This is a genomic window from Exiguobacterium sp. AT1b (assembly GCF_000023045.1).
Taxonomy (GTDB): Bacteria; Bacillota; Bacilli; order Exiguobacteriales; family Exiguobacteriaceae; genus Exiguobacterium.
In genome coordinates, this window is sequence record NC_012673.1 from 2,081,193 (window position 1) to 2,097,942 (window position 16,750).

Here is a 16,750-nt window from a genome sequence, read left to right on the forward strand (position 1 = left end):
AGTGATGAATGAAAAAGGAGAAATTGTTCAATCTGCAAAACAGCTTATAGGAGATGAACATGAGATGAATGACATCCCTTTTCAACAATACGAAATGATATTGAAGCATACTCCAGACGTCATAAATGCCGTTAGCAACATGGGGGGAGTCGGCTCAAAATCGCAAGATAAAGTGTACAATACGATTGATAGAGCGATTGATGTCTTTTCCGAGCAACTTAAAGAAGACAACCTATCGGATGAAAATAGAGACAAACTCAATGATCGTATTGAACGCATGGTAGATAAGTCATTTCAAAAAGATTCGGAGTTTAAGAAATGGATGGGAGCATCGATTGTAGCAGGAGTCAGTGGTGCCGCATTAGCATTAGCAAAAAATCCAGAAGTGAGAAAAACACTTACTAATTTGCTGACGAAAAAAGATTGAGTGTCGTAAGTCTGGTTGGTGTACGAAGTATTTAAACGTAGTAGGAGCGACGAGGTGATTCGTCGCTCCTTATTTGTTCAATCCGTCTGTTTCCGGTTATACATCACGACGCTACCGACGAATGCAGCAAGCGCCCAAGCTGTGAGCAAACCGAGTTCTAGCCCGACGGCACCGAAGTTCGCACCGTCTTCCACTTGATGAGCCACATCAATCAAGAGCACGTTCGGTAAATACTCGAGCACTCCGATGATGGCAAAACGGTCCTCTAGTGGCAACAACATCGGTGAGAACGAGAAGAAAAAGAACGGTAACATGACAATCAATGAAGCTTCCATGACTGTCTTCGTCATCAAGCCGAACATCGTGCCGATCCCGATATAAAAGAATGTCGAGACGATGAGCGCGAGGGCGATCACAGCCAGATTTTTTGGAGCGTAATCCATCAAAAATGACGAGGCTACGATTAGGATCATCGTCGTCACGAACGTGAGGGCACTCTTTCCGAGCAAGATGTCGAGCGTACTCGCCGGGGACAACATGAGCCCGCGAAGCGTGTTCTTCTCCTTCTCTTCGGCAATCAACGCACATTGTACGAAGATGGCCACGAGGCTAAACGTGATGTTGATGACGAAGTACGTGATATCGACGCCGCCGTCACCGATTCGCGAATAGAAGACAGCGAAGAAGAGCGGCATAATCAAGGTCGACGAGACGAATAAGTTTCGAGACAAATCTTTATAGTCTTTTTGGAAAATAGCGAGTGCGCGTTTCATTGAAAAAGTCATGATAATTTCCTCCCTGTCACTTCGATAAAGATGTCGCCGAGTGTCGGCTCATTGGAATGGATTGACGCGATATTTTTAGCACGCATCTGTTTATGGAGCCATTCCGCGCCTTCGTCGGTTTGCGTCACTTCATGCATTTGGCCGTTGTTCAATTCGACCCGCATCGATCCCGTCGCATATTTCCTGCGCAATACGTTTGGGGCATCTAGTAGTTGAATCGATCCTTGATGTAAGAAAGCGACACGGTCACACAGCTCTTCGGCTTCTTGCATGTCGTGTGTCGTCAGAAAGATGGTCGTTCCGTTTGCCTTCAACCGTTCAATCCCTTTATAGATATGTCGAGAATTGACGGGGTCGAGAGCCGAGGTCGGTTCATCTAGAAACAGGAGCTCTGGCTCATGAAGAAGGGCGCGTGCGAGCGTCACCCGTTGCAACATCCCTCTAGAGAGTTTGTCGATGCGCTTTTTCCGTTCCCCGTTAAGATTGACCATGTTCAATACCTCATCGATCCGAGTCTTTGGTTCATCATAGAGGTCACAATATAAGCTTAAGTTCTCTTCTATAGAAAGTCGTGTATAGAGACCACTATTGTCCGTCAACACGCCGATGCGTTTACGGTACTGTTCTTGTTTCAAGTCAGCGACCGGCACACCGAATACGGTTGCATCACCGGCCGTCTGTGCGAGTTGTGACGTCAAAATTTTAATCGTCGTCGTCTTTCCTGAACCACTCGGTCCCAAGAAGCCGAACACTTCCCCTTTTCCAACGGTAAACGTCACATCATGTAACGCTTCCTCGTTCCCAAACAATTTCTTCAACCCGTTCACTTGAATGATTGGTTCCATTCCCGTTCCTCCTTGTCGATGTCGTCTTGCTTGCCTCTATCGTATAAGGAATGGGGAAAGGCCGCACTCAAATGGCGATAAATGGCGCTTATCATGACGTGAACGAAGCGAATAGAACTGTGAATGGAGACTATTTGAGCCCCATCATCGTCTTCAATTCTGCCATTTTTGTCTTAGATAACGGAATCGTTGTCTTCTCTGGATCATCCAAGACGAGACTGAAGCTATTTTTCGTATAGGTGATGACTTCGCGGACACGTTGTAAGTTCACGAGATAGGACCGATGGCAGCGGAAGAAACCGTACGGAGTCAAACGCGTTTCGAGCTCGTTCATCGTGAAGACGCTCGGGAACTGATCCGATTGACTATGTAAAATCGACTGTCCGTCCTGACTTTCGATGAAGTCGATTTCAGGAGGATCGAGTAAAATGATTTTTTCATTCACTTTCGTCGGGATTTTCTCGAAACGGACATGGATGACCTCAGATGAGATGTCTGTCTCATCCGCTTCTTCCGGTTCCACATCTAACAAGCGCAAGTGACGATGGTCGATCCGATAAACGGTCGATGTCATGAAGAGCGCACTCTCTATGTTGCTCGTCAACACGAGGACGGCTTTTTGTCTCGATGTCAATGTCTGTAACGTATCGCGTAGAAGGTGGCGTGTCTCTTGGTCCACGTCTTGGTCAGGTTCTTCAAACACATACAGGTCACGGTCCTGGAGAAGCAGCGCGGCGTACTGTGTGCGTCTGACAAGGGAACGATTGAGACGGTGGAGGCGTTGCTTGCGGTAAGTTGTGAGTTGGAGTTGCTGCATCACCGAGTCGACCGAGTCAGCTGAATCATATAGGCGCTTGGTAAAGCGTAAATACTCCTCGATGGTGAGTCGGTCGTATAAACCGTCCCGGATAGAGAAGAGGGACAGTGTTGAAGCGTGGTCGATGTTCCCGGTATAAGTCTTGATTTCCTGACTGATGAGACCGAAGATGATTTCCCGAGAAATCACGCCACAATGAATGGCGGCCAACTCACCTGGTTGGATCGTAAATGAAATGTTTTCGAGAATGAGTGTGTCTTGTTGGCGAATCGAGACGTTTTGGAAAGTAAGCACCGAATCCCTCCCTTTTTAGTTGGAGTATAACATTTTACAGAGAAGGGCTTAAGAGGAAGATGATTACACATGGAAGTTACATCTTTTGGTAACATGGAAGTGAGTTTAACGATATTAAAATTGTGAATTGGGACGTGAGGAATATGAACGAAGTACAACGATTAATGGATAAAGTAATTGAATTTCGAGATGAGCGCGATTGGGCGTTCCATCATAATCCGAAAGACTTGGCACTTTCCCTGTCGCTTGAGGCGAGTGAGCTCCTTGAGGTATTCCAATGGGTGTCGAGTGAAGAAGCGCTTGAGACGAAAAAGATGGAGATGGAAGAAGAGCTTGCTGACGTGTTGATTTACGCGTTGACGTTCGCTCACGCTGCTGGAATCGATGTTTCGAAAGCAATTGAAGACAAGCTCGTGAAAAACGCAGTGAAGTATCCGGTTTTGAATACAGAGGATTCACGATGAAATCGAATCACCGATTACTATTTTTCATGTATCTTGGAGCAGGTATATTGAGTTTGGCTCTCTTTCTTGCGATCCCCTTGTTTTACATAGAACGTGCGAACTGGATGAACGTCATGTTCCCGCTACTAACAATCATCTGGTTTGCGAATGCGTTTGTACACTGGAAACAGATGAAACGAAAAGTCATGTCGTGAGGTGAGTGGATGAGTGAAACGAAACAACGCTTCAATCATATGTACGCATCTGCAAAACGCTCGACCCGTCTTGCGATTCAAGTAGGGCTCTTGATTGTCTTCAGTGGTGCTCTGTTTTACTGGAACGATTATCAACGGTTAGCCGAAATGACTTGGTTCATCGGCTTATTTCCGGTCACGGCTTGTATCAAGCTTGTGTTTCGGACGAATGCTCTTTTGACATTTAACGAAAGCGTACGATATCGACGACTCGTCTGGTATGAGTGTGCTCTAGGTTTTGGAATGATTGTACTATTTACACTCTTGAGTATGATGATTTTATTTAGAGAAGGTTACGCTTCGGGATTGCTGTTGGCTTGTAGTCTCGTTTTATTTGGTATCGTCGCATCCGAGAGCCTTGACCGCAAATTGAAGCAAGTCGATGCGTCTCATGTGACCCATCGATTATACAGTCGGGGGAAAGTTGGTCATTTTGATTGAAAGCACTCGAAATATATTGGAAAAGGAGAATACCATGTACCATTACTTGAACGACATATAACTTTGCATACGTGGACCGCCCTCTGATTTGTCTTATACGACATCGATAAGAATACCTGAGGCGTTCGCTTTATGCGCTTCAGATGACATCAAAGAAGTACAGCCTTCATGAGAAGGGCTGTACTTCTTTTTGTTGAATGAATTGGAGTATTGTTTCCGTCGTTTGAATCGTTGCAAATTCTTCATTTAGACTAGCGAGCGACACATCATGGATGACCGTTGCGGGAATCCATGCCCCACTGATCGATTGACGGTCGAACGTCGCCGTCGCATCAGAGACGACGATTGGGTTGAATCCTAAGTTTCCTGCCATCCGTGCGGTCGTCTCGACACAATGGTTCGTGATTAATCCGGTGATGACCATCTGTGTCGCACCAAGTGATTCAAGTCGTTCCTGTAGGTCCGTTCCGATGAAGGCGCTATTCACCTGTTTCGTTAAGATGACATCTTGTTCACGAGGTTGAATGAAGTCTTGGAACAAATGACCGTCTTTTTTGAAATAGAAGAGTGAGGTTGGGACGTTCGTGACATGTTGGACATAGATGATCGGTTGATCATGATTTTCCCATGCTTCAATCAACCGTGCGATATTCTCTTCACATTGTGGATTGTTGCGGTTGCCCCAGCTTGGATCGTGAAAGGCTTGTTGGACATCGATTATGAGTAATGGAACGACTGTTGTTTGCATGTTGATTCCCCTTTGAATTGGTTACTTCAAGTGTATGCAACGGAGGAATACAGATACATAGAGGTTTGACGGAAGTTTCAGCGAATGACTTAAGAAAGAGCGGATTATGTACCGTTTCACTTTAATTTTGAAAGGTGAATGACAAATGGATGAAATAGACCGCCATATTCTTGAATTGATGCAACAACAGGCCCGGATCTCGATGACCGAATTAGGACGACAAATTGGATTGTCTACGCCTGCTGCGACAGAACGGGTGAAGCGACTCGAAGAACGTGGAGTCATCACAGGCTATCGGGCTGTCATCAATCCCGAAAAGATGGACAAACACGTGACCGCCTTTATTCTTTATGACACCCATCGTTGTGAGGCGTTCCGTGAATTTTGTCGTCAACAGTCGTCTGTGATTGAATGTCATCGCTTAGCCGGGCAGTATAGTTACCTCGTCAAAGTGGTAACGGAAAACGTGCGCACATTAGAGACGTTCATCGACGAATCGATGGAATACGGTCGTCCCTCATCTTTGATTAATCTATCTTCACCCGTATCATTCAGACCCATCATATAATATGACCAGGTAATTTTTTTATCGTAGTTCTTTTGCTGAAATCTTTTAAACTAGCCGAAGAGGAACGATGAAAGGATTGAAAGGTATTGGGAATTTATTATACATACCAGCATGAAGCTGCGTGGCATCAGGCTTTGGAAAAGGGATATCTTGAGGCAAGTGGAGAACACGCACTATTCATGGATCCTGATTTTGAGGATTTTAAAATGTCTTACGATTGGATGGTTGAACAATACGAGAAGCGTACCGGCATCTCATTGAATGGGAACTATCCAATCTGGTGTTGGGACGAGTTTCCCGATTTAGGCCGGGATGGACATATTGATCAAGGTGCGAAAGGAATTGTCTTAACGGTTGAGATTCCAGATGAAGCAATCTTAGCATCAGAATTTCAATATTGGCATATCGTCTTAGGTAACGGATATATTTTTGAAAACTATGACGATGAATATGATGACTTTGAGGATTCATATTTTTCGACTGAAGTTGTTCGGAAGTCATGGGAGCGCATCTTTGACCGTACGTGGTGTGAGGCATCGATCGCGAACCAACCGAATGTCGGTTTGACATATCAGTATGTCACCCATCGTATCGATCTCATGCAAGTTCGAGCTGTCATGCCATTCGTCGGTCGCGGTGACAAATGGTTTGACCGAGTGAGAGGGATTGGATGGAGAATCGGACATAAGCTCGGACTCATTCGATCTAAACCGTTTAAATGGAAAGCGTGATCAGACGAAACGCAGCTAACCTGAGTCAGCTGCGTTTTGTGTTCGAATCTAATTGTTGTTCGATGTGGTCGAGACGTTCGATTAATACTTGTATCTGCTTCGAACGTTCACGTTCCATGAAGAGTTGCTCGTCTGCTCGTTTCTCAGAACGTGCCACGACATTGCGAATCCACAAAATACCGATGATTAGTACAGCGATTGGCAAGACGGTGAAAATGAGTCCGAATAATAAGACCATGATGAAGTTCATATACACATACCTCCTTTTCTGCGTCTTCATTATACTTCCAAATATAACCTGTTTGAAAGGGGGAACCGTGGCATTTCAAATCCGACATGCATAAACTAAAAAAAGGAGTTCGATACATCATGACGTTTACTACATTTCAACGAGTCGGTACGTATCTATGAAACGGCCGACCCGACTTGGTACGGACGATGCGGGGTACGTCATCAACCAAACGTCCATCCGTCATGTGCAGCCTGAGTTTGAAACTGTCCTTTTTAAAGCAATCGAATTGGTGAAAGAAGTGTTCGATGAACAGCTACACAGCATATACCTTTATGGAAGTATCGGGCGCGGGACGGCCGTTGCCGGGCAATCGGATCTCGATTTGACGGTACTCGTGTATGAGGATGTCGATGCGACGGAATTGGTGGAGCAGACGGAGCAATTGCTAACGGAACATCCGGAAGTCATCAAAATCGATTATGATATCGGGCGTCTGGATGTGGCACTGAATCCGGCGAACCGTTTTGAATGGGGCTTTTGGTTACGACATCTCTGTACGTGTGTTTACGGGGAAGATGTCTCGACTCGATTCTCACGCATGAAGCCGGACGCTCGAGTGAGTGAGGCGTTGAACCAGGACTTGGTTTCTTCGATTGAAGCAGCCAAGTCGAAATTGTTTCGTGGACAGATGTCACATCTGGAGAAGCGCTCCATCGTGAAGCGCGTCATCCGAGGTTGGTATTTAACAATCAACGTAAAAGATGAGAGTTTTGCGACGACTGTAGAAGCGTGCTTGGCGATTCTACAACTCTATTTCCCGGAAGATCAGCTAGTAGCGCAAGGAGAAGCACTGTTGAGACAAGATGACATCACAAATCAACAGCTTCTAGACTATTTGAATGAAATAGATTGGATTTAATGATGCCGTTCCTCAATTGGGATGTAACCATTTGGCCGTCTTCGTTTCACATTCGTGTCAAAGAAGAAATGTGGTACATATAGAGCGCTTGTTACGTAAAGGACGATCACAGACTCGACTAAAATCGACCATTGAATGATGTCGAATAAAAATAGAGACCAGAGGGGGTATGAGACAAGACACATCGCCCAAGTCATCCCATTCTCTGTCCGAATAAATCGGTACAGGATGCGCATCAATACGATATAAGGGAATAAGAGATAATAGAACATATTTTTCAATTGATGTCGTCCTTTCTAGAACAGATACAATCATCTAACTCAGTATAATCGAGGAGAGACGGACGACAAAGGAGAATTTACAATGAAATCAATCGCCATCATCGGAGCTGGTGTCAGTGGGCTTTATGCCGCGAGCGAGCTTCATCAAAAAAGATATGACGTCACGGTCTTCGAGGCACGTGACCGAGTTGGCGGACGCATCTTGACGAAGGAAGGATTTGACCTCGGTCCGACATGGTATTGGCCCGATACGGAGAAAACGATTTCGGAACTCGTGGATACACTGGGACTCGAGTCATTCCTTCAACATACGACAGGGGAGATGGTGCTCGAACGCCAGACGACGACTGCGCCGGAACGACATGTGCTACCGGAGGAAAGCATCGTCAGATCGAAACGTGTAGTCGGCGGGATGACGAGTCTAGTGGAAGCATTATATGCGAAGTTGCCCGATGACATCGTTCGGCTTGGGCATCGCCTCACGTCCATTGACCGACAGTCGGACCGAGTCCAACTGACGTTTCAAAATGGTTCGGTGTATCACACGGATGACGTGATCCTTGCGATTCCACCTCGTCTCGTTGCGGAAGTGGCAATTGAACCGGCATTGTCAGCGCAAACGCGAAAAGCGCTCAAAACGACTCCCACATGGATGGCTTCTCAGGCGAAAGCGCTCATCGTATACGAGACACCGTTCTGGCGAGAAGAAGGTCTGTCTGGCTTTGGGATGAGCTGGGTCGGTCCACTTCAAGAGATTCATGACGCTTCTCTGAAAGATGGACCAGGTGCGCTGTTCGGATTTTTCCGTCTGTCACCGGGAGAACGGGAAGCGTTAGGAGAAGGACAAGTAAAGACGCGCGTCATCGAACAACTGGAGAAGCTGTATGGTCCGAAAGCGAATGACTTCTTGCGATTTCATTACATGGACTGGTCGACAGAATCAGAGACAGCGACATCTGACGACTTCCTGCCGCTCACGGCATTCCCGGCTTACGGTCCGATTGAGCTCGGAGACCGTCTCCATTTGATTGGTTCGGAGACGGATGCGCAGTTCGGGGGACATATCGAAGGGGCATTGCGGTCGGCGAATCGAATCGTACAAGGGTTGGTATAACGAAAAGACAAATCGTCCGACTAGCGGTGATTTGTCTTTTTTATTTGAATTTCTGAATCATCAACGCTAGCGAACGGTTGATCATCTTCATCTCGTCATCCTCGAGGACGGAGAACATCTCTTCAGCAAGGCGTTCTTCAATCGCATCGATTTGCTTCGAGTACGCCAGGCCGTTCGGGCCAAGTCGGATGAAGCTTTCTCGAAGGTTCTCAGGATTCTTTTCCCGCGCGACGAAGTCACGTTGTTCGAGCACTTTGAGCACCTGACTGACGGCACTTTTGGAGATGGACATCTTCATCGCAATCTCTGTCGTCGTCCACGTCTCTTGGCGTTTAAAGAGAAGTAGCATCTGTTCTTGTTGATAACTCAGCTCGAATTCGTTCAATTCCGTGAAATATTTCGTGAACAGCAAGTCAAGCTCATCGATTTGGCGATACATCGTGAGGACTTGTTGCTTTCGTGTTTCATTCAACGTGTCATTCATCCTTTCTTTACGGTGTCTGTCGGAACGTTTCGCTCTGTAGATATAAGAGGACACCACAAACTAATCCGATTATACCAAACGCCAGCAAGAGCGTTTGAATTGGTACGGACAAGGCGACGAGTACCGATAAAATGGCGAACGCAATCGGTTCAAGGCCTGAGGCGGCGAGCGACATGATGCTCATGACACGCCCGATTTTGTCAGAGTCGCTTTGTTCCTGCATGATGGTGACCGTCGGCAAGTAGACGAGCATGATCATAAATCCGCTCATAGAAGCCGCGACCGCGAGAAGCGGAATCGATTGGACTTGCGTGTAGAGGAAGAAGGCGCCGAGTGTCAGGAACAGGGCGCGGAAGACGAAGCGTCCACGATGAACCGACCGTAACAATAGAATCAGGAAGCTTGCGACAAATGTCCCGACAGCGAGCCCGCCTTCGATGATACTCAAATCAAATGCTGTCCCTCCGATCGCACCAACGAGAATCGGGATACTCATGATAAGTGGTCCCATGACGAACAAGTTGACGATGGCAATGGCGAACGTCCCACTACGTAACACAGGTGTCTGCGATACGTAACGAATGCCCTCTTTCAAATCAAGGAGTACATCTTTCGCTGAGAGTGGAGCGACCTCGGGAATATTGTCTTGAATCAGACGTGGCATGATCAAAATCGCGGAGAGGAAAATCAATGCAGCCGACGTGCCGAAACTGAGACCGAAACTTCCCCACGTCAGTAGGATTCCTGCAAGGAACGGACCGATGACGAACATCAACTCGAGCGACCCTTGGAAAAGGGAATTTGCCCGTTGCAATTGTTGACCTGATACGATTGAAGGCATAAGTGATGACAGTGCCGGGTAAGACATGCCATCTAAAAGACCAAACAATACGGAGATGATCAAGAGGGCTGTCACCGAATACGCATCAGCAAAATGGAGCGCAACGACAATTAACATCAACACGCCTTGTCCGATATTTGTTAAGCATAACAAGCGACTCTTTTGGAATCGGTCGGCGAACACACCGCCGAATACCATCATGACCACACGCGGCAACGAGACCGCAGTCAAGATAATCCCGAGAAGTGTTGGTTGCTTCAACACATCGATCGTCAACCAAGAGACGCTCAAGAAGAAAATCGAAAACCCGAGCGTGAGCGTCATTCCAGATAACCAGATAAACATAAATCGGGAATTGTTCAATAAACCCATGTTAATAACCTCTTACTTTCATTCTTCAAAATATAGTTAAGTTAACTAAACTATAAGACGAGAAGTTCATATCGTCAAGAAACATGACTTTGGTACGAAAATGTAAAATAACGGAACTTTTCTCATGCTCATCCCGTATAGTGGAATAAGAGGTGAATCAAGATGAATAAGCAAGAACGATTACATATGATTAAACAATCAAATCGAAAGCGACTTTTGCAACGACTTTTTCTAGCAATTCCAGCTGCTCTCGCGGTCTACTTTTTAATACGAACGGACGGGAATATTTGGGTTGGGTTCGCCATTATCGGCGGAGTGTTACTTGCGACTCGTTACTTCCTTTCGCATGAAGCAGAGGCGATCAGTCGATTGTCGGAGCAAGATCAGGTGAAACGTGTCGTGACATTGCAGTATCATCTGGACTTCCTCTTTATCGCATTGCTAGGACTCGTCAATCCGCTAGCCATTCGAATCATGGAATGGTCTTGGATTCCAGCGATTCTTATCGGTGGGGCATTGCTTTATATCTTATGGTCTCAAGAGAAGCTCGATCAACTAATCCGCTGGCTCGATCCGGAGCAACCGACACGTCGCGAGATTCGACGATTCTGAAAGGATGAATGAGATGAATAAACAAGAACGGATTAATACGATTTATCGTTATCAACAGCGTTGGCTCTTTTGGAGGATGGGACTGGCAGGTCTGACTGGGATGTTTGTCTTTCTTGCGCTGCAGTCTGACGGTGCGTCAAAGTATATCATTCCATTAGGGGTCACATTAGCAGGCATGTTGTTCGCCATCGGACGAGAGCGGCGCTTCGTCAGGAAGTTGACCAGTGTGGAACAAGCCAAGCGCATCATCGATTGGCAGTATGTGTCGGAGATGGGACTCCTCGTCTTGTTGGCAATTCTTTTCCCATTAATCGTCTTGATTAACGGGCCGGCATGGTCGCTTTTCGTCGTCTTCTTAGGCGGGGTCATCTTATTGCAAGTCGCACAGAAAATGCTCGACCGGCAGATGCCGCAGTATGACGAAGAACAGCCGATGCGCCGCGAAATCAAACTCGACTTCGTGAAAGACTGAGGTGATACCGTGGACAAAGCAGAGCGATTTGAAAGAATTGAACAGTTTGAGAAACGATATACTCGTCTCAACATCATCGTGAGCGTAATCATGCTAGGCGTATCCATCTATTTTCTTTCGACATGGAGTCCGTATAGCATTCTTTTACCCGGTGTCGCACTTCTCTATACGACATGGCTTGAATGGAACAAGATGAAACTGCAGCAATCCTTCAACGAATCGACACGCTATCATCGATTGTTGCGGATTGATTTTACTGTCATGTTGATGAGTTTGATATGGTTTGTGATTTTGATTGGGTTGCATTTCAACGGAATCGATATCTTACCGTGGATGAGTTGGACGCTCCTGATTGGCGGGCCGTGTCTCATATTGATTCCACTTTGGATTGATCGAAAACAGTCCGAGTTTGATAAGCACCACGTCACATCAGGCGAGTGGGCTCGGTCAAACCGGGAACGTTTGAAACATACGTTAGATGATATTTCAAGGAAAGGTCGTAAAGATTCATGACAAAGAAAGAACGGATTCAAGTAATCGGAGGATATCGGCAGTCACGACAAACCCTCCACCTTTGGCTCACGGGAGCCCTTATTTTTTGTAACAGTTTTGTGCTCGGTTTTGATACATGGTGGATATGGGGAATCGGTTCGGTCCTCACGGCTGCCCTACTCATAAGGCTGACGATCAAAGAAGGACGTGTCTTACAGATTTTCACGGTGGGTCGAGGCATCTTGCTGACAAAACGTTTGTATCGCCTCTATTCTTACTGGATTGGAGCGGTCACAGCAGCAATTCTTTTCAGTCGTCTCCAGATTGCACCTGTCGCATGGGTCATCTTCGGTCTAGGCATCGTCATGTTAGCATGGACGCACTATCAGACCGTCCAACAATTGCGACAAGCCGACCCGGAGCAACCGACACGAGATGAGGTGACAAAGCACTACCGTTCGTATGAAAGGAGTACATATGCTGACGAAAGAAAAGCGAATTGAACAATTGCTGAAGCAAGATGACAGTCATTGGCGTTGGGGGTGGGGCATCGCCATCGCGACAATTGTGATGACGCTCGTGATTGCCACGCAGTCCAAACTCTACGCTCCACTCCTCGTCTTCATCAGTTTCTTTCCGTATCTCTGTTTCGAGTGGCGGAAAACAAAACTGCTCCTGACCTTTAACGAGGATACGCGTTACCAACGTCTGGTGTATACAGACTTTGGCATCCAGTGGCTCTGCTTCGTATTGACCATCAGCTTATTGGCTGCCTATTATGCCGACTCGTTGTCTCCCGTCGTCGCGATTGCCGGGCTGTTCGGAATCGGTGTGATGTCGATTCTGGCACCTTATGTCATCAATCGAAACTTACAATCACTCGATTCGCATCATGTACGAGGGAAAGAATTGCGTGAAGCGCGCGATCAACGCTTCCGTGAGTCCAAAACGAACACCTGAGAAGGGTTCGTTTTTTGTTTGAGGACATCGGTCCTTTTCTTCTTCGGTACGGAGGCGTAAGCTGACAATGTACACAGAACTACTAGAAGAATCGAGGAAGACATTCATGTTAGCTATTATGATTGGATTGACGATTGGGATTTTATTGCCGATGCAGACGAGTGTCAACTCACGTTTGCGTCAGGTGGTCGGCTCCCCGTTCGTTGCATCTTTTTTATCGTTTACTGTCGGGACGATCTTTTTGTCCTTATTGCTCTTATTGACCGGACAGTCATTCGGATTTGACGGCTCGGTGATTCAGGAAGGTCCGGGTTGGATGTGGATTGGCGGACTGTTAGGGGTCTTGTTCTTAACGGGAAATATTTTGCTGTTCCCAAGACTCGGGAGTGTCCAGACGGTCATCATGCCGATTTTTGGACAGATTTTGATGGGGTTGTTGATTGACCATTTCGGTTGGTTCAATTCTGTAGAACACCCAATTACGGCGCTTCGTTTGTTCGGAGTCGTGCTCGTCTTGTTCGGAGTCATCGGAACGGTCGCCTTATCCGATTGGCTCAACCGCCGAAGAGGCAAACTGGTCGTCTCCATGGAAACGGACACGGGGAATCTGAACCTTTGGCGACTGTTCGGGATTTTCACAGGGATGATGAGTGCCACGCAAACGGCCATTAACGGCTATTTGGGAACAGTGCTCGAATCGGCTCTGAAAGGGGCATTGGTCTCTTTCGTTGTCGGAACCTTGGCGCTCTTACTCATTTTACTCGTCTCACGCCAACCAGTTCCGATCGGTCAACTGAAAGGTCAACCGTGGTGGATTTGGCTCGGTGGGATCATCGGGGCGCTCTTCATCGGAGGAAACGTCCTCATCGTACCGATTGTCGGGACAGGAATCGCTGTCATCATCGTCATCGTCGGACTGTTATGCGGTAGCTTGCTCATCGACCGCTTCGGTTGGTTCGGCGCGAAGAAAAATCCGGTCACCGTGGTACAACTCATCAGTCTGGTTGTCATGGTGATTGGGATTGTATTGATTCGTTTATCTTAAGGGGGGAGAACGATGCGAGGAGTGCTGTTCGCCATGAGTGGGGGATTCTTTCTCACGTTGCAAAGTGTCGCTAACGCCCGAATCAGTTCACAGATTGGGACGTGGCAAGCGGCGACGTTGACACAATTCACTGGATTCGTCGTCGCGCTCCTCGTCATGCTGGTGCTCCGGGACCGCACGTATGTCGAGATGCGGCACGTGAAGCCGCTCTATTTATCGGGAGGAGCATTTGCGGCGATTATCTTATTTAGTAATATGACGGCCGTCCATAAACTCGGGGTCACGATGACAATCTCGTTGTTTCTCATTGCGCAACTGGCGCTCGCGCTCGTCATCGATTGGCGAGGATGGTTCGGAATGGTGCGACGGAAGTTGAACGGGGCTCAGTTGATTGGTGTGTTCATGATGATTGCGGGGGTCATCTTATTAAAATGGTAGGGGGAAACGTGCATGGTTGACGCGTATGTGAAGCAATTTGAATTGACTGTCTTACCTGTCGCTGCGCAGAACGAATTGCAGCTCGTCCGATACGAGCCGGGGGACGTCATCTGTACGCAAGGTGATGAAGCAGAACATCTCCGTTTCTTAGTGAAGGGGAAGATTCGCGTTTCCCATACTTCCGCTACCGGGAAGCGCCTCGTCCTCTCCTTCAAATATCCGCTCGATTTGATCGGGGACATCGAATATATTCAGCGGACCCCGTTTTTGAATACGGTCGAGGCGGTCACGTCAGTCGAGATGCTTGTCATTCGCTTCGAGGATTTGGTTCGACATGCCCACCATGATGTTGCGTGGTTACACTATTTATTAGAAGAGATCACAAGAAAATTTGAACGAAAATCTCAATCACTCAGCTTCAACTTGTTTTACCCTGTCGAAGTGCGCTTGGCGAGTTATCTGTTATCGATGACGCCGAATGACCAAACACTCGGCTCGACTGTCGACCAATTGACGGATATCGCTGATTTGATTGGGACGAGTTATCGTCATGTGAATCGGACGCTCCGGCGTTTCGTTGAGGCAGGATTGATTGAACGAAATCGGCGGGTAATCACGCTCGTCGATCGGGAAGGTTTGTTGGAGATTGTCGGGGAGAGCATTTATGAATAGGAGGGGAGACATATGGCGATTGGAATGATGCTTGCCATCTTCGGCGGGATGCTCGTCTGTGTGCAAAACACGTTTAACGCCAACGTCAAGAAGCGTGTCGGAGCATGGGCGACGACGACGCTCGTTCTCTGTCTTGGATTTTTAGCATCGCTACTCATTGGGTTGTTTCAAGAAGGTGGTGGCTTGTTCCGAGTAGAGGAGATGGAGACATGGTACTGGTTCAGCGGAATCCTCGGCGTCGGGGTCGTCATGAGTGTGACGCAAGGGGTTGAGCGCCTCGGGCCGAGTTACGCGATCTCAATCGTTATGGTGTCTCAAATCTTATTCGCGCTCCTCTGGGATACGTTAGGGTGGTTCGGATTGACGGCCGTCCCGTTCACATGGAAAACGGTCGTCGGGATTGTGTTAATCGTTGGTGGGGTGCTCGTATTTCAGTTGAGTGGAAAGGTAAAACCAACTCGCGCGTCGATGAATCGAGCGAGTTAAATGTTAAAAAGAAGTTCCACGTTTTGAACAAGTTTGTCCATGCTGCTGTCGATTCAGTTGAGTATGACAGATCGGGTCCATCACCGTTGACTTCTATTCCGTTGATTGACCAGATGTAACCAAAACTTTTGACTCATTAGGAAAAAAAGATAAAAAGAACAATTTGACCGAATCTTTTTTTGAAAAGACATGTATAATTTAGAAGAACAGGATAGAAGGGGTAATGATATGCAACAAGTGATGGACATGGGATGGACAATTCTAAACTTAGGGTTGTTGACGATGATTGGAATCTTTTTATTCCGACTCCTTCGCCGGCATTCAAATCAATCAGCATCTGACAATCGTCAGATGCTTTTTCCTTTTTAATGGGAAAACCTCGAAAGTTTGCTTATAGATTGTTAAGATATAGATATCGATAAATTGGATGTTTTTTACTTTTGGAGGGGTGTTGGATGTTACGTGAAGAACGAATGGAATACTTGTACGACAAAGCATGGACTAAAAGAGGTCCGCTACTAGTGATCATCATTGGAGTAGTGACAGCGCTTTGGTTAATGTTAAATGATTCAAGAATGAGCCTGTCCCTGTTCATCTTTTGTGCGGCGATGCTGATGCCGCTTCTGGTAGCGACCTGGCATAAAATCAAGTTGTTTTTACAGTTCAATGACTCATCCACGTACCAGCGCTTTATTTATCTAAAAGGCATGATTCAGTTTATTCTCTTGATTGGTGTCATATCGATGATGGCGCTCTATGCACTGAAGTACATATCGCTTGATACGTTAAGCCTTGGCTGTGCGACGCTGATTGCGAGTTGTCTCATTCTCGAGTCATGGATTGACTGGAAAATTCTAAAGATTGATGACGAGCATGTGGTCGAGAGTTTGTTGGGATTGATGAACCGGGAGAAGCGTAGAGGATGAAACTAATCGAGCATAGTTTCCGTATAGAAAAATAAAGAACACACACGAGGG

The 16,750-nt window shown here is 46.9% G+C and carries 27 protein-coding genes; 19 read left to right on the forward strand and 8 right to left on the reverse strand.

Translation table 11 applies throughout. The features are described 5' to 3' along the window. Positions 1-4: 4 nt before the first annotated feature. Positions 5-427 (forward strand): hypothetical protein, encoded by a 423-nt coding sequence (locus tag EAT1B_RS10860; RefSeq protein WP_015880613.1) that lies wholly within the window; start codon positions 5-7, stop codon positions 425-427. Positions 428-504: 77 nt separating this feature from the next. Here the strand turns inward: EAT1B_RS10860 and EAT1B_RS10865 are convergent, their stop codons facing one another. The 3 genes from EAT1B_RS10865 to EAT1B_RS10875 all read right to left on the reverse strand — a co-directional run bounded on the left by EAT1B_RS10865 (position 505) and on the right by EAT1B_RS10875 (position 3,168). Continuing rightward, positions 505-1,212 (reverse strand): ABC transporter permease, encoded by a 708-nt coding sequence (locus tag EAT1B_RS10865; RefSeq protein WP_015880614.1) that lies wholly within the window; start codon positions 1,210-1,212, stop codon positions 505-507. Then, the gene (locus tag EAT1B_RS10870) at positions 1,209-2,057 is read right to left on the reverse strand and encodes an ABC transporter ATP-binding protein (protein ID WP_015880615.1); all 849 of its coding nucleotides are present in this window, start codon (positions 2,055-2,057) and stop codon (positions 1,209-1,211) included. The genes EAT1B_RS10865 and EAT1B_RS10870 overlap by 4 nt, the downstream gene beginning before the upstream one ends. A 130-nt stretch (positions 2,058-2,187) precedes the next feature. Then, complete coding sequence (locus EAT1B_RS10875) at positions 2,188-3,168, reverse strand: LytTR family transcriptional regulator DNA-binding domain-containing protein (RefSeq protein ID WP_015880616.1); 981 nt, start codon at positions 3,166-3,168, stop codon at positions 2,188-2,190. A gap of 143 nt (positions 3,169-3,311) precedes the next feature. On the opposite strand from EAT1B_RS10875, the gene EAT1B_RS10880 reads away from it, so the two are divergent. From EAT1B_RS10880 to EAT1B_RS10890, 3 genes are read left to right on the forward strand one after another with little or no spacing between them, the layout of a single operon-like run. Further along, on the forward strand, positions 3,312-3,632 hold the full coding sequence (locus EAT1B_RS10880) for a nucleotide pyrophosphohydrolase (RefSeq protein WP_015880617.1): 321 nt from the start codon (positions 3,312-3,314) through the stop codon (positions 3,630-3,632). Beyond that, complete coding sequence (locus EAT1B_RS10885; RefSeq protein ID WP_015880618.1) at positions 3,629-3,826, forward strand: hypothetical protein; 198 nt, start codon at positions 3,629-3,631, stop codon at positions 3,824-3,826. The genes EAT1B_RS10880 and EAT1B_RS10885 overlap by 4 nt, the downstream gene beginning before the upstream one ends. 9 nt (positions 3,827-3,835) lie before the next feature. Continuing rightward, positions 3,836-4,306 (forward strand): hypothetical protein, encoded by a 471-nt coding sequence (locus EAT1B_RS10890; RefSeq protein ID WP_015880619.1) that lies wholly within the window; start codon positions 3,836-3,838, stop codon positions 4,304-4,306. A gap of 166 nt (positions 4,307-4,472) precedes the next feature. On the opposite strand, the gene EAT1B_RS10895 is transcribed toward EAT1B_RS10890, so the two are convergent. Beyond that, positions 4,473-5,054, reverse strand: coding sequence for a cysteine hydrolase family protein (locus tag EAT1B_RS10895; RefSeq protein WP_015880620.1), 582 nt, complete (start codon positions 5,052-5,054; stop codon positions 4,473-4,475). 145 nt (positions 5,055-5,199) lie between these two features. On the opposite strand from EAT1B_RS10895, the gene EAT1B_RS10900 reads away from it, so the two are divergent. Both EAT1B_RS10900 and EAT1B_RS15670 read left to right on the forward strand, forming a co-directional pair. Beyond that, positions 5,200-5,622, forward strand: a complete 423-nt coding sequence (locus EAT1B_RS10900) for an Lrp/AsnC family transcriptional regulator (RefSeq protein WP_015880621.1) — start codon at positions 5,200-5,202, stop codon at positions 5,620-5,622. Positions 5,623-5,708: 86 nt separating this feature from the next. After that, positions 5,709-6,353, forward strand: coding sequence for a DUF3841 domain-containing protein (locus EAT1B_RS15670; protein WP_015880622.1), 645 nt, complete (start codon positions 5,709-5,711; stop codon positions 6,351-6,353). 25 nt (positions 6,354-6,378) lie between these two features. Here EAT1B_RS15670 and EAT1B_RS10910 read toward each other — a convergent pair whose 3' ends face one another. Then, positions 6,379-6,603 carry a hypothetical protein gene (locus tag EAT1B_RS10910; RefSeq protein WP_015880623.1) on the reverse strand — a complete coding sequence of 75 codons (225 nt, stop codon included), beginning with the start codon at positions 6,601-6,603 and terminating at the stop codon, positions 6,379-6,381. 157 nt (positions 6,604-6,760) lie between these two features. Between EAT1B_RS10910 and EAT1B_RS10915 the strand changes: the two genes are divergently transcribed. Beyond that, positions 6,761-7,504 (forward strand): nucleotidyltransferase domain-containing protein, encoded by a 744-nt coding sequence (locus EAT1B_RS10915; RefSeq protein ID WP_015880624.1) that lies wholly within the window; start codon positions 6,761-6,763, stop codon positions 7,502-7,504. Here EAT1B_RS10915 and EAT1B_RS10920 read toward each other — a convergent pair. Continuing rightward, positions 7,501-7,785, reverse strand: a complete 285-nt coding sequence (locus EAT1B_RS10920; RefSeq protein WP_015880625.1) for a hypothetical protein — start codon at positions 7,783-7,785, stop codon at positions 7,501-7,503. The two genes, EAT1B_RS10915 and EAT1B_RS10920, sit on opposite strands and share 4 nt — an antisense overlap. An 82-nt stretch (positions 7,786-7,867) precedes the next feature. On the opposite strand from EAT1B_RS10920, the gene EAT1B_RS10925 reads away from it, so the two are divergent. Beyond that, the gene (locus tag EAT1B_RS10925; RefSeq protein WP_015880626.1) at positions 7,868-8,899 is read left to right on the forward strand and encodes an FAD-dependent oxidoreductase; all 1,032 of its coding nucleotides are present in this window, start codon (positions 7,868-7,870) and stop codon (positions 8,897-8,899) included. Positions 8,900-8,939: 40 nt separating this feature from the next. Here EAT1B_RS10925 and EAT1B_RS10930 read toward each other — a convergent pair whose 3' ends face one another. Together EAT1B_RS10930 and EAT1B_RS10935 are read right to left on the reverse strand one after the other, a co-directional pair. Further along, positions 8,940-9,371 carry a MarR family winged helix-turn-helix transcriptional regulator gene (locus EAT1B_RS10930; protein ID WP_015880627.1) on the reverse strand — a complete coding sequence of 144 codons (432 nt, stop codon included), beginning with the start codon at positions 9,369-9,371 and terminating at the stop codon, positions 8,940-8,942. A gap of 19 nt (positions 9,372-9,390) precedes the next feature. After that, a complete protein-coding gene (locus EAT1B_RS10935) occupies positions 9,391-10,596 on the reverse strand; it encodes an MFS transporter (RefSeq protein ID WP_015880628.1) in 1,206 nt (401 codons plus the stop codon). A 162-nt stretch (positions 10,597-10,758) separates the two neighbouring features. Here EAT1B_RS10935 and EAT1B_RS10940 point away from each other — a divergent pair, with 162 nt between their 5' ends. The 11 genes from EAT1B_RS10940 to EAT1B_RS10985 all read left to right on the forward strand — a co-directional run bounded on the left by EAT1B_RS10940 (position 10,759) and on the right by EAT1B_RS10985 (position 16,699). Then, positions 10,759-11,208: a hypothetical protein gene (locus tag EAT1B_RS10940; protein WP_015880629.1), complete on the forward strand. Its 450-nt coding sequence runs from the start codon at positions 10,759-10,761 to the stop codon at positions 11,206-11,208. Between the two features lie 13 nt (positions 11,209-11,221). After that, complete coding sequence (locus EAT1B_RS10945; RefSeq protein ID WP_015880630.1) at positions 11,222-11,680, forward strand: hypothetical protein; 459 nt, start codon at positions 11,222-11,224, stop codon at positions 11,678-11,680. 9 nt (positions 11,681-11,689) lie between these two features. Next, complete coding sequence (locus tag EAT1B_RS10950; protein ID WP_015880631.1) at positions 11,690-12,193, forward strand: hypothetical protein; 504 nt, start codon at positions 11,690-11,692, stop codon at positions 12,191-12,193. Continuing rightward, entirely contained in the window at positions 12,190-12,675 is a 486-nt protein-coding gene (locus tag EAT1B_RS10955) for a hypothetical protein (RefSeq protein WP_015880632.1), read from the forward strand. Before EAT1B_RS10950 ends, EAT1B_RS10955 begins: the two co-directional genes overlap by 4 nt. Next, positions 12,650-13,132 (forward strand): hypothetical protein, encoded by a 483-nt coding sequence (locus EAT1B_RS10960; protein WP_015880633.1) that lies wholly within the window; start codon positions 12,650-12,652, stop codon positions 13,130-13,132. The genes EAT1B_RS10955 and EAT1B_RS10960 overlap by 26 nt, the downstream gene beginning before the upstream one ends. Before the next feature lie 106 nt (positions 13,133-13,238). Next, positions 13,239-14,177: a DMT family transporter gene (locus EAT1B_RS10965; protein ID WP_041917979.1), complete on the forward strand. Its 939-nt coding sequence runs from the start codon at positions 13,239-13,241 to the stop codon at positions 14,175-14,177. 12 nt (positions 14,178-14,189) lie between these two features. Beyond that, positions 14,190-14,615 (forward strand): DMT family transporter, encoded by a 426-nt coding sequence (locus EAT1B_RS10970; RefSeq protein WP_015880635.1) that lies wholly within the window; start codon positions 14,190-14,192, stop codon positions 14,613-14,615. A 12-nt stretch (positions 14,616-14,627) separates the two neighbouring features. Then, positions 14,628-15,287 carry a Crp/Fnr family transcriptional regulator gene (locus EAT1B_RS10975; RefSeq protein WP_015880636.1) on the forward strand — a complete coding sequence of 220 codons (660 nt, stop codon included), beginning with the start codon at positions 14,628-14,630 and terminating at the stop codon, positions 15,285-15,287. A 12-nt stretch (positions 15,288-15,299) separates the two neighbouring features. Beyond that, positions 15,300-15,773 (forward strand): DMT family transporter, encoded by a 474-nt coding sequence (locus tag EAT1B_RS10980; RefSeq protein WP_015880637.1) that lies wholly within the window; start codon positions 15,300-15,302, stop codon positions 15,771-15,773. A gap of 228 nt (positions 15,774-16,001) precedes the next feature. After that, a complete protein-coding gene (locus tag EAT1B_RS15950) occupies positions 16,002-16,142 on the forward strand; it encodes a hypothetical protein (protein ID WP_015880638.1) in 141 nt (46 codons plus the stop codon). An 86-nt stretch (positions 16,143-16,228) separates the two neighbouring features. Continuing rightward, a complete protein-coding gene (locus tag EAT1B_RS10985) occupies positions 16,229-16,699 on the forward strand; it encodes a hypothetical protein (RefSeq protein WP_015880639.1) in 471 nt (156 codons plus the stop codon). Positions 16,700-16,750: the final 51 nt, after the last annotated feature.

Coding starts and splice junctions, on each gene's coding strand:
- EAT1B_RS10860 (WP_015880613.1), top strand. CDS start 5: ATGAATGAAAAAGGAGAAATTGTTCAATCTGCAAAACAGCTTATAGGA.
- EAT1B_RS10865 (WP_015880614.1), bottom strand. CDS start 1,212: ATGACTTTTTCAATGAAACGCGCACTCGCTATTTTCCAAAAAGACTAT.
- EAT1B_RS10870 (WP_015880615.1), bottom strand. CDS start 2,057: ATGGAACCAATCATTCAAGTGAACGGGTTGAAGAAATTGTTTGGGAAC.
- EAT1B_RS10880 (WP_015880617.1), top strand. CDS start 3,312: ATGAACGAAGTACAACGATTAATGGATAAAGTAATTGAATTTCGAGAT.
- EAT1B_RS10885 (WP_015880618.1), top strand. CDS start 3,629: ATGAAATCGAATCACCGATTACTATTTTTCATGTATCTTGGAGCAGGT.
- EAT1B_RS10890 (WP_015880619.1), top strand. CDS start 3,836: ATGAGTGAAACGAAACAACGCTTCAATCATATGTACGCATCTGCAAAA.
- EAT1B_RS10895 (WP_015880620.1), bottom strand. CDS start 5,054: ATGCAAACAACAGTCGTTCCATTACTCATAATCGATGTCCAACAAGCC.
- EAT1B_RS10900 (WP_015880621.1), top strand. CDS start 5,200: ATGGATGAAATAGACCGCCATATTCTTGAATTGATGCAACAACAGGCC.
- EAT1B_RS10910 (WP_015880623.1), bottom strand. CDS start 6,603: ATGAACTTCATCATGGTCTTATTATTCGGACTCATTTTCACCGTCTTG.
- EAT1B_RS10915 (WP_015880624.1), top strand. CDS start 6,761: ATGAAACGGCCGACCCGACTTGGTACGGACGATGCGGGGTACGTCATC.
- EAT1B_RS10925 (WP_015880626.1), top strand. CDS start 7,868: ATGAAATCAATCGCCATCATCGGAGCTGGTGTCAGTGGGCTTTATGCC.
- EAT1B_RS10935 (WP_015880628.1), bottom strand. CDS start 10,596: ATGGGTTTATTGAACAATTCCCGATTTATGTTTATCTGGTTATCTGGA.
- EAT1B_RS10940 (WP_015880629.1), top strand. CDS start 10,759: ATGAATAAGCAAGAACGATTACATATGATTAAACAATCAAATCGAAAG.
- EAT1B_RS10945 (WP_015880630.1), top strand. CDS start 11,222: ATGAATAAACAAGAACGGATTAATACGATTTATCGTTATCAACAGCGT.
- EAT1B_RS10955 (WP_015880632.1), top strand. CDS start 12,190: ATGACAAAGAAAGAACGGATTCAAGTAATCGGAGGATATCGGCAGTCA.
- EAT1B_RS10960 (WP_015880633.1), top strand. CDS start 12,650: ATGCTGACGAAAGAAAAGCGAATTGAACAATTGCTGAAGCAAGATGAC.
- EAT1B_RS10965 (WP_041917979.1), top strand. CDS start 13,239: ATGTTAGCTATTATGATTGGATTGACGATTGGGATTTTATTGCCGATG.
- EAT1B_RS10970 (WP_015880635.1), top strand. CDS start 14,190: ATGCGAGGAGTGCTGTTCGCCATGAGTGGGGGATTCTTTCTCACGTTG.
- EAT1B_RS10975 (WP_015880636.1), top strand. CDS start 14,628: ATGGTTGACGCGTATGTGAAGCAATTTGAATTGACTGTCTTACCTGTC.
- EAT1B_RS10980 (WP_015880637.1), top strand. CDS start 15,300: ATGGCGATTGGAATGATGCTTGCCATCTTCGGCGGGATGCTCGTCTGT.
- EAT1B_RS15950 (WP_015880638.1), top strand. CDS start 16,002: ATGCAACAAGTGATGGACATGGGATGGACAATTCTAAACTTAGGGTTG.
- EAT1B_RS10985 (WP_015880639.1), top strand. CDS start 16,229: ATGTTACGTGAAGAACGAATGGAATACTTGTACGACAAAGCATGGACT.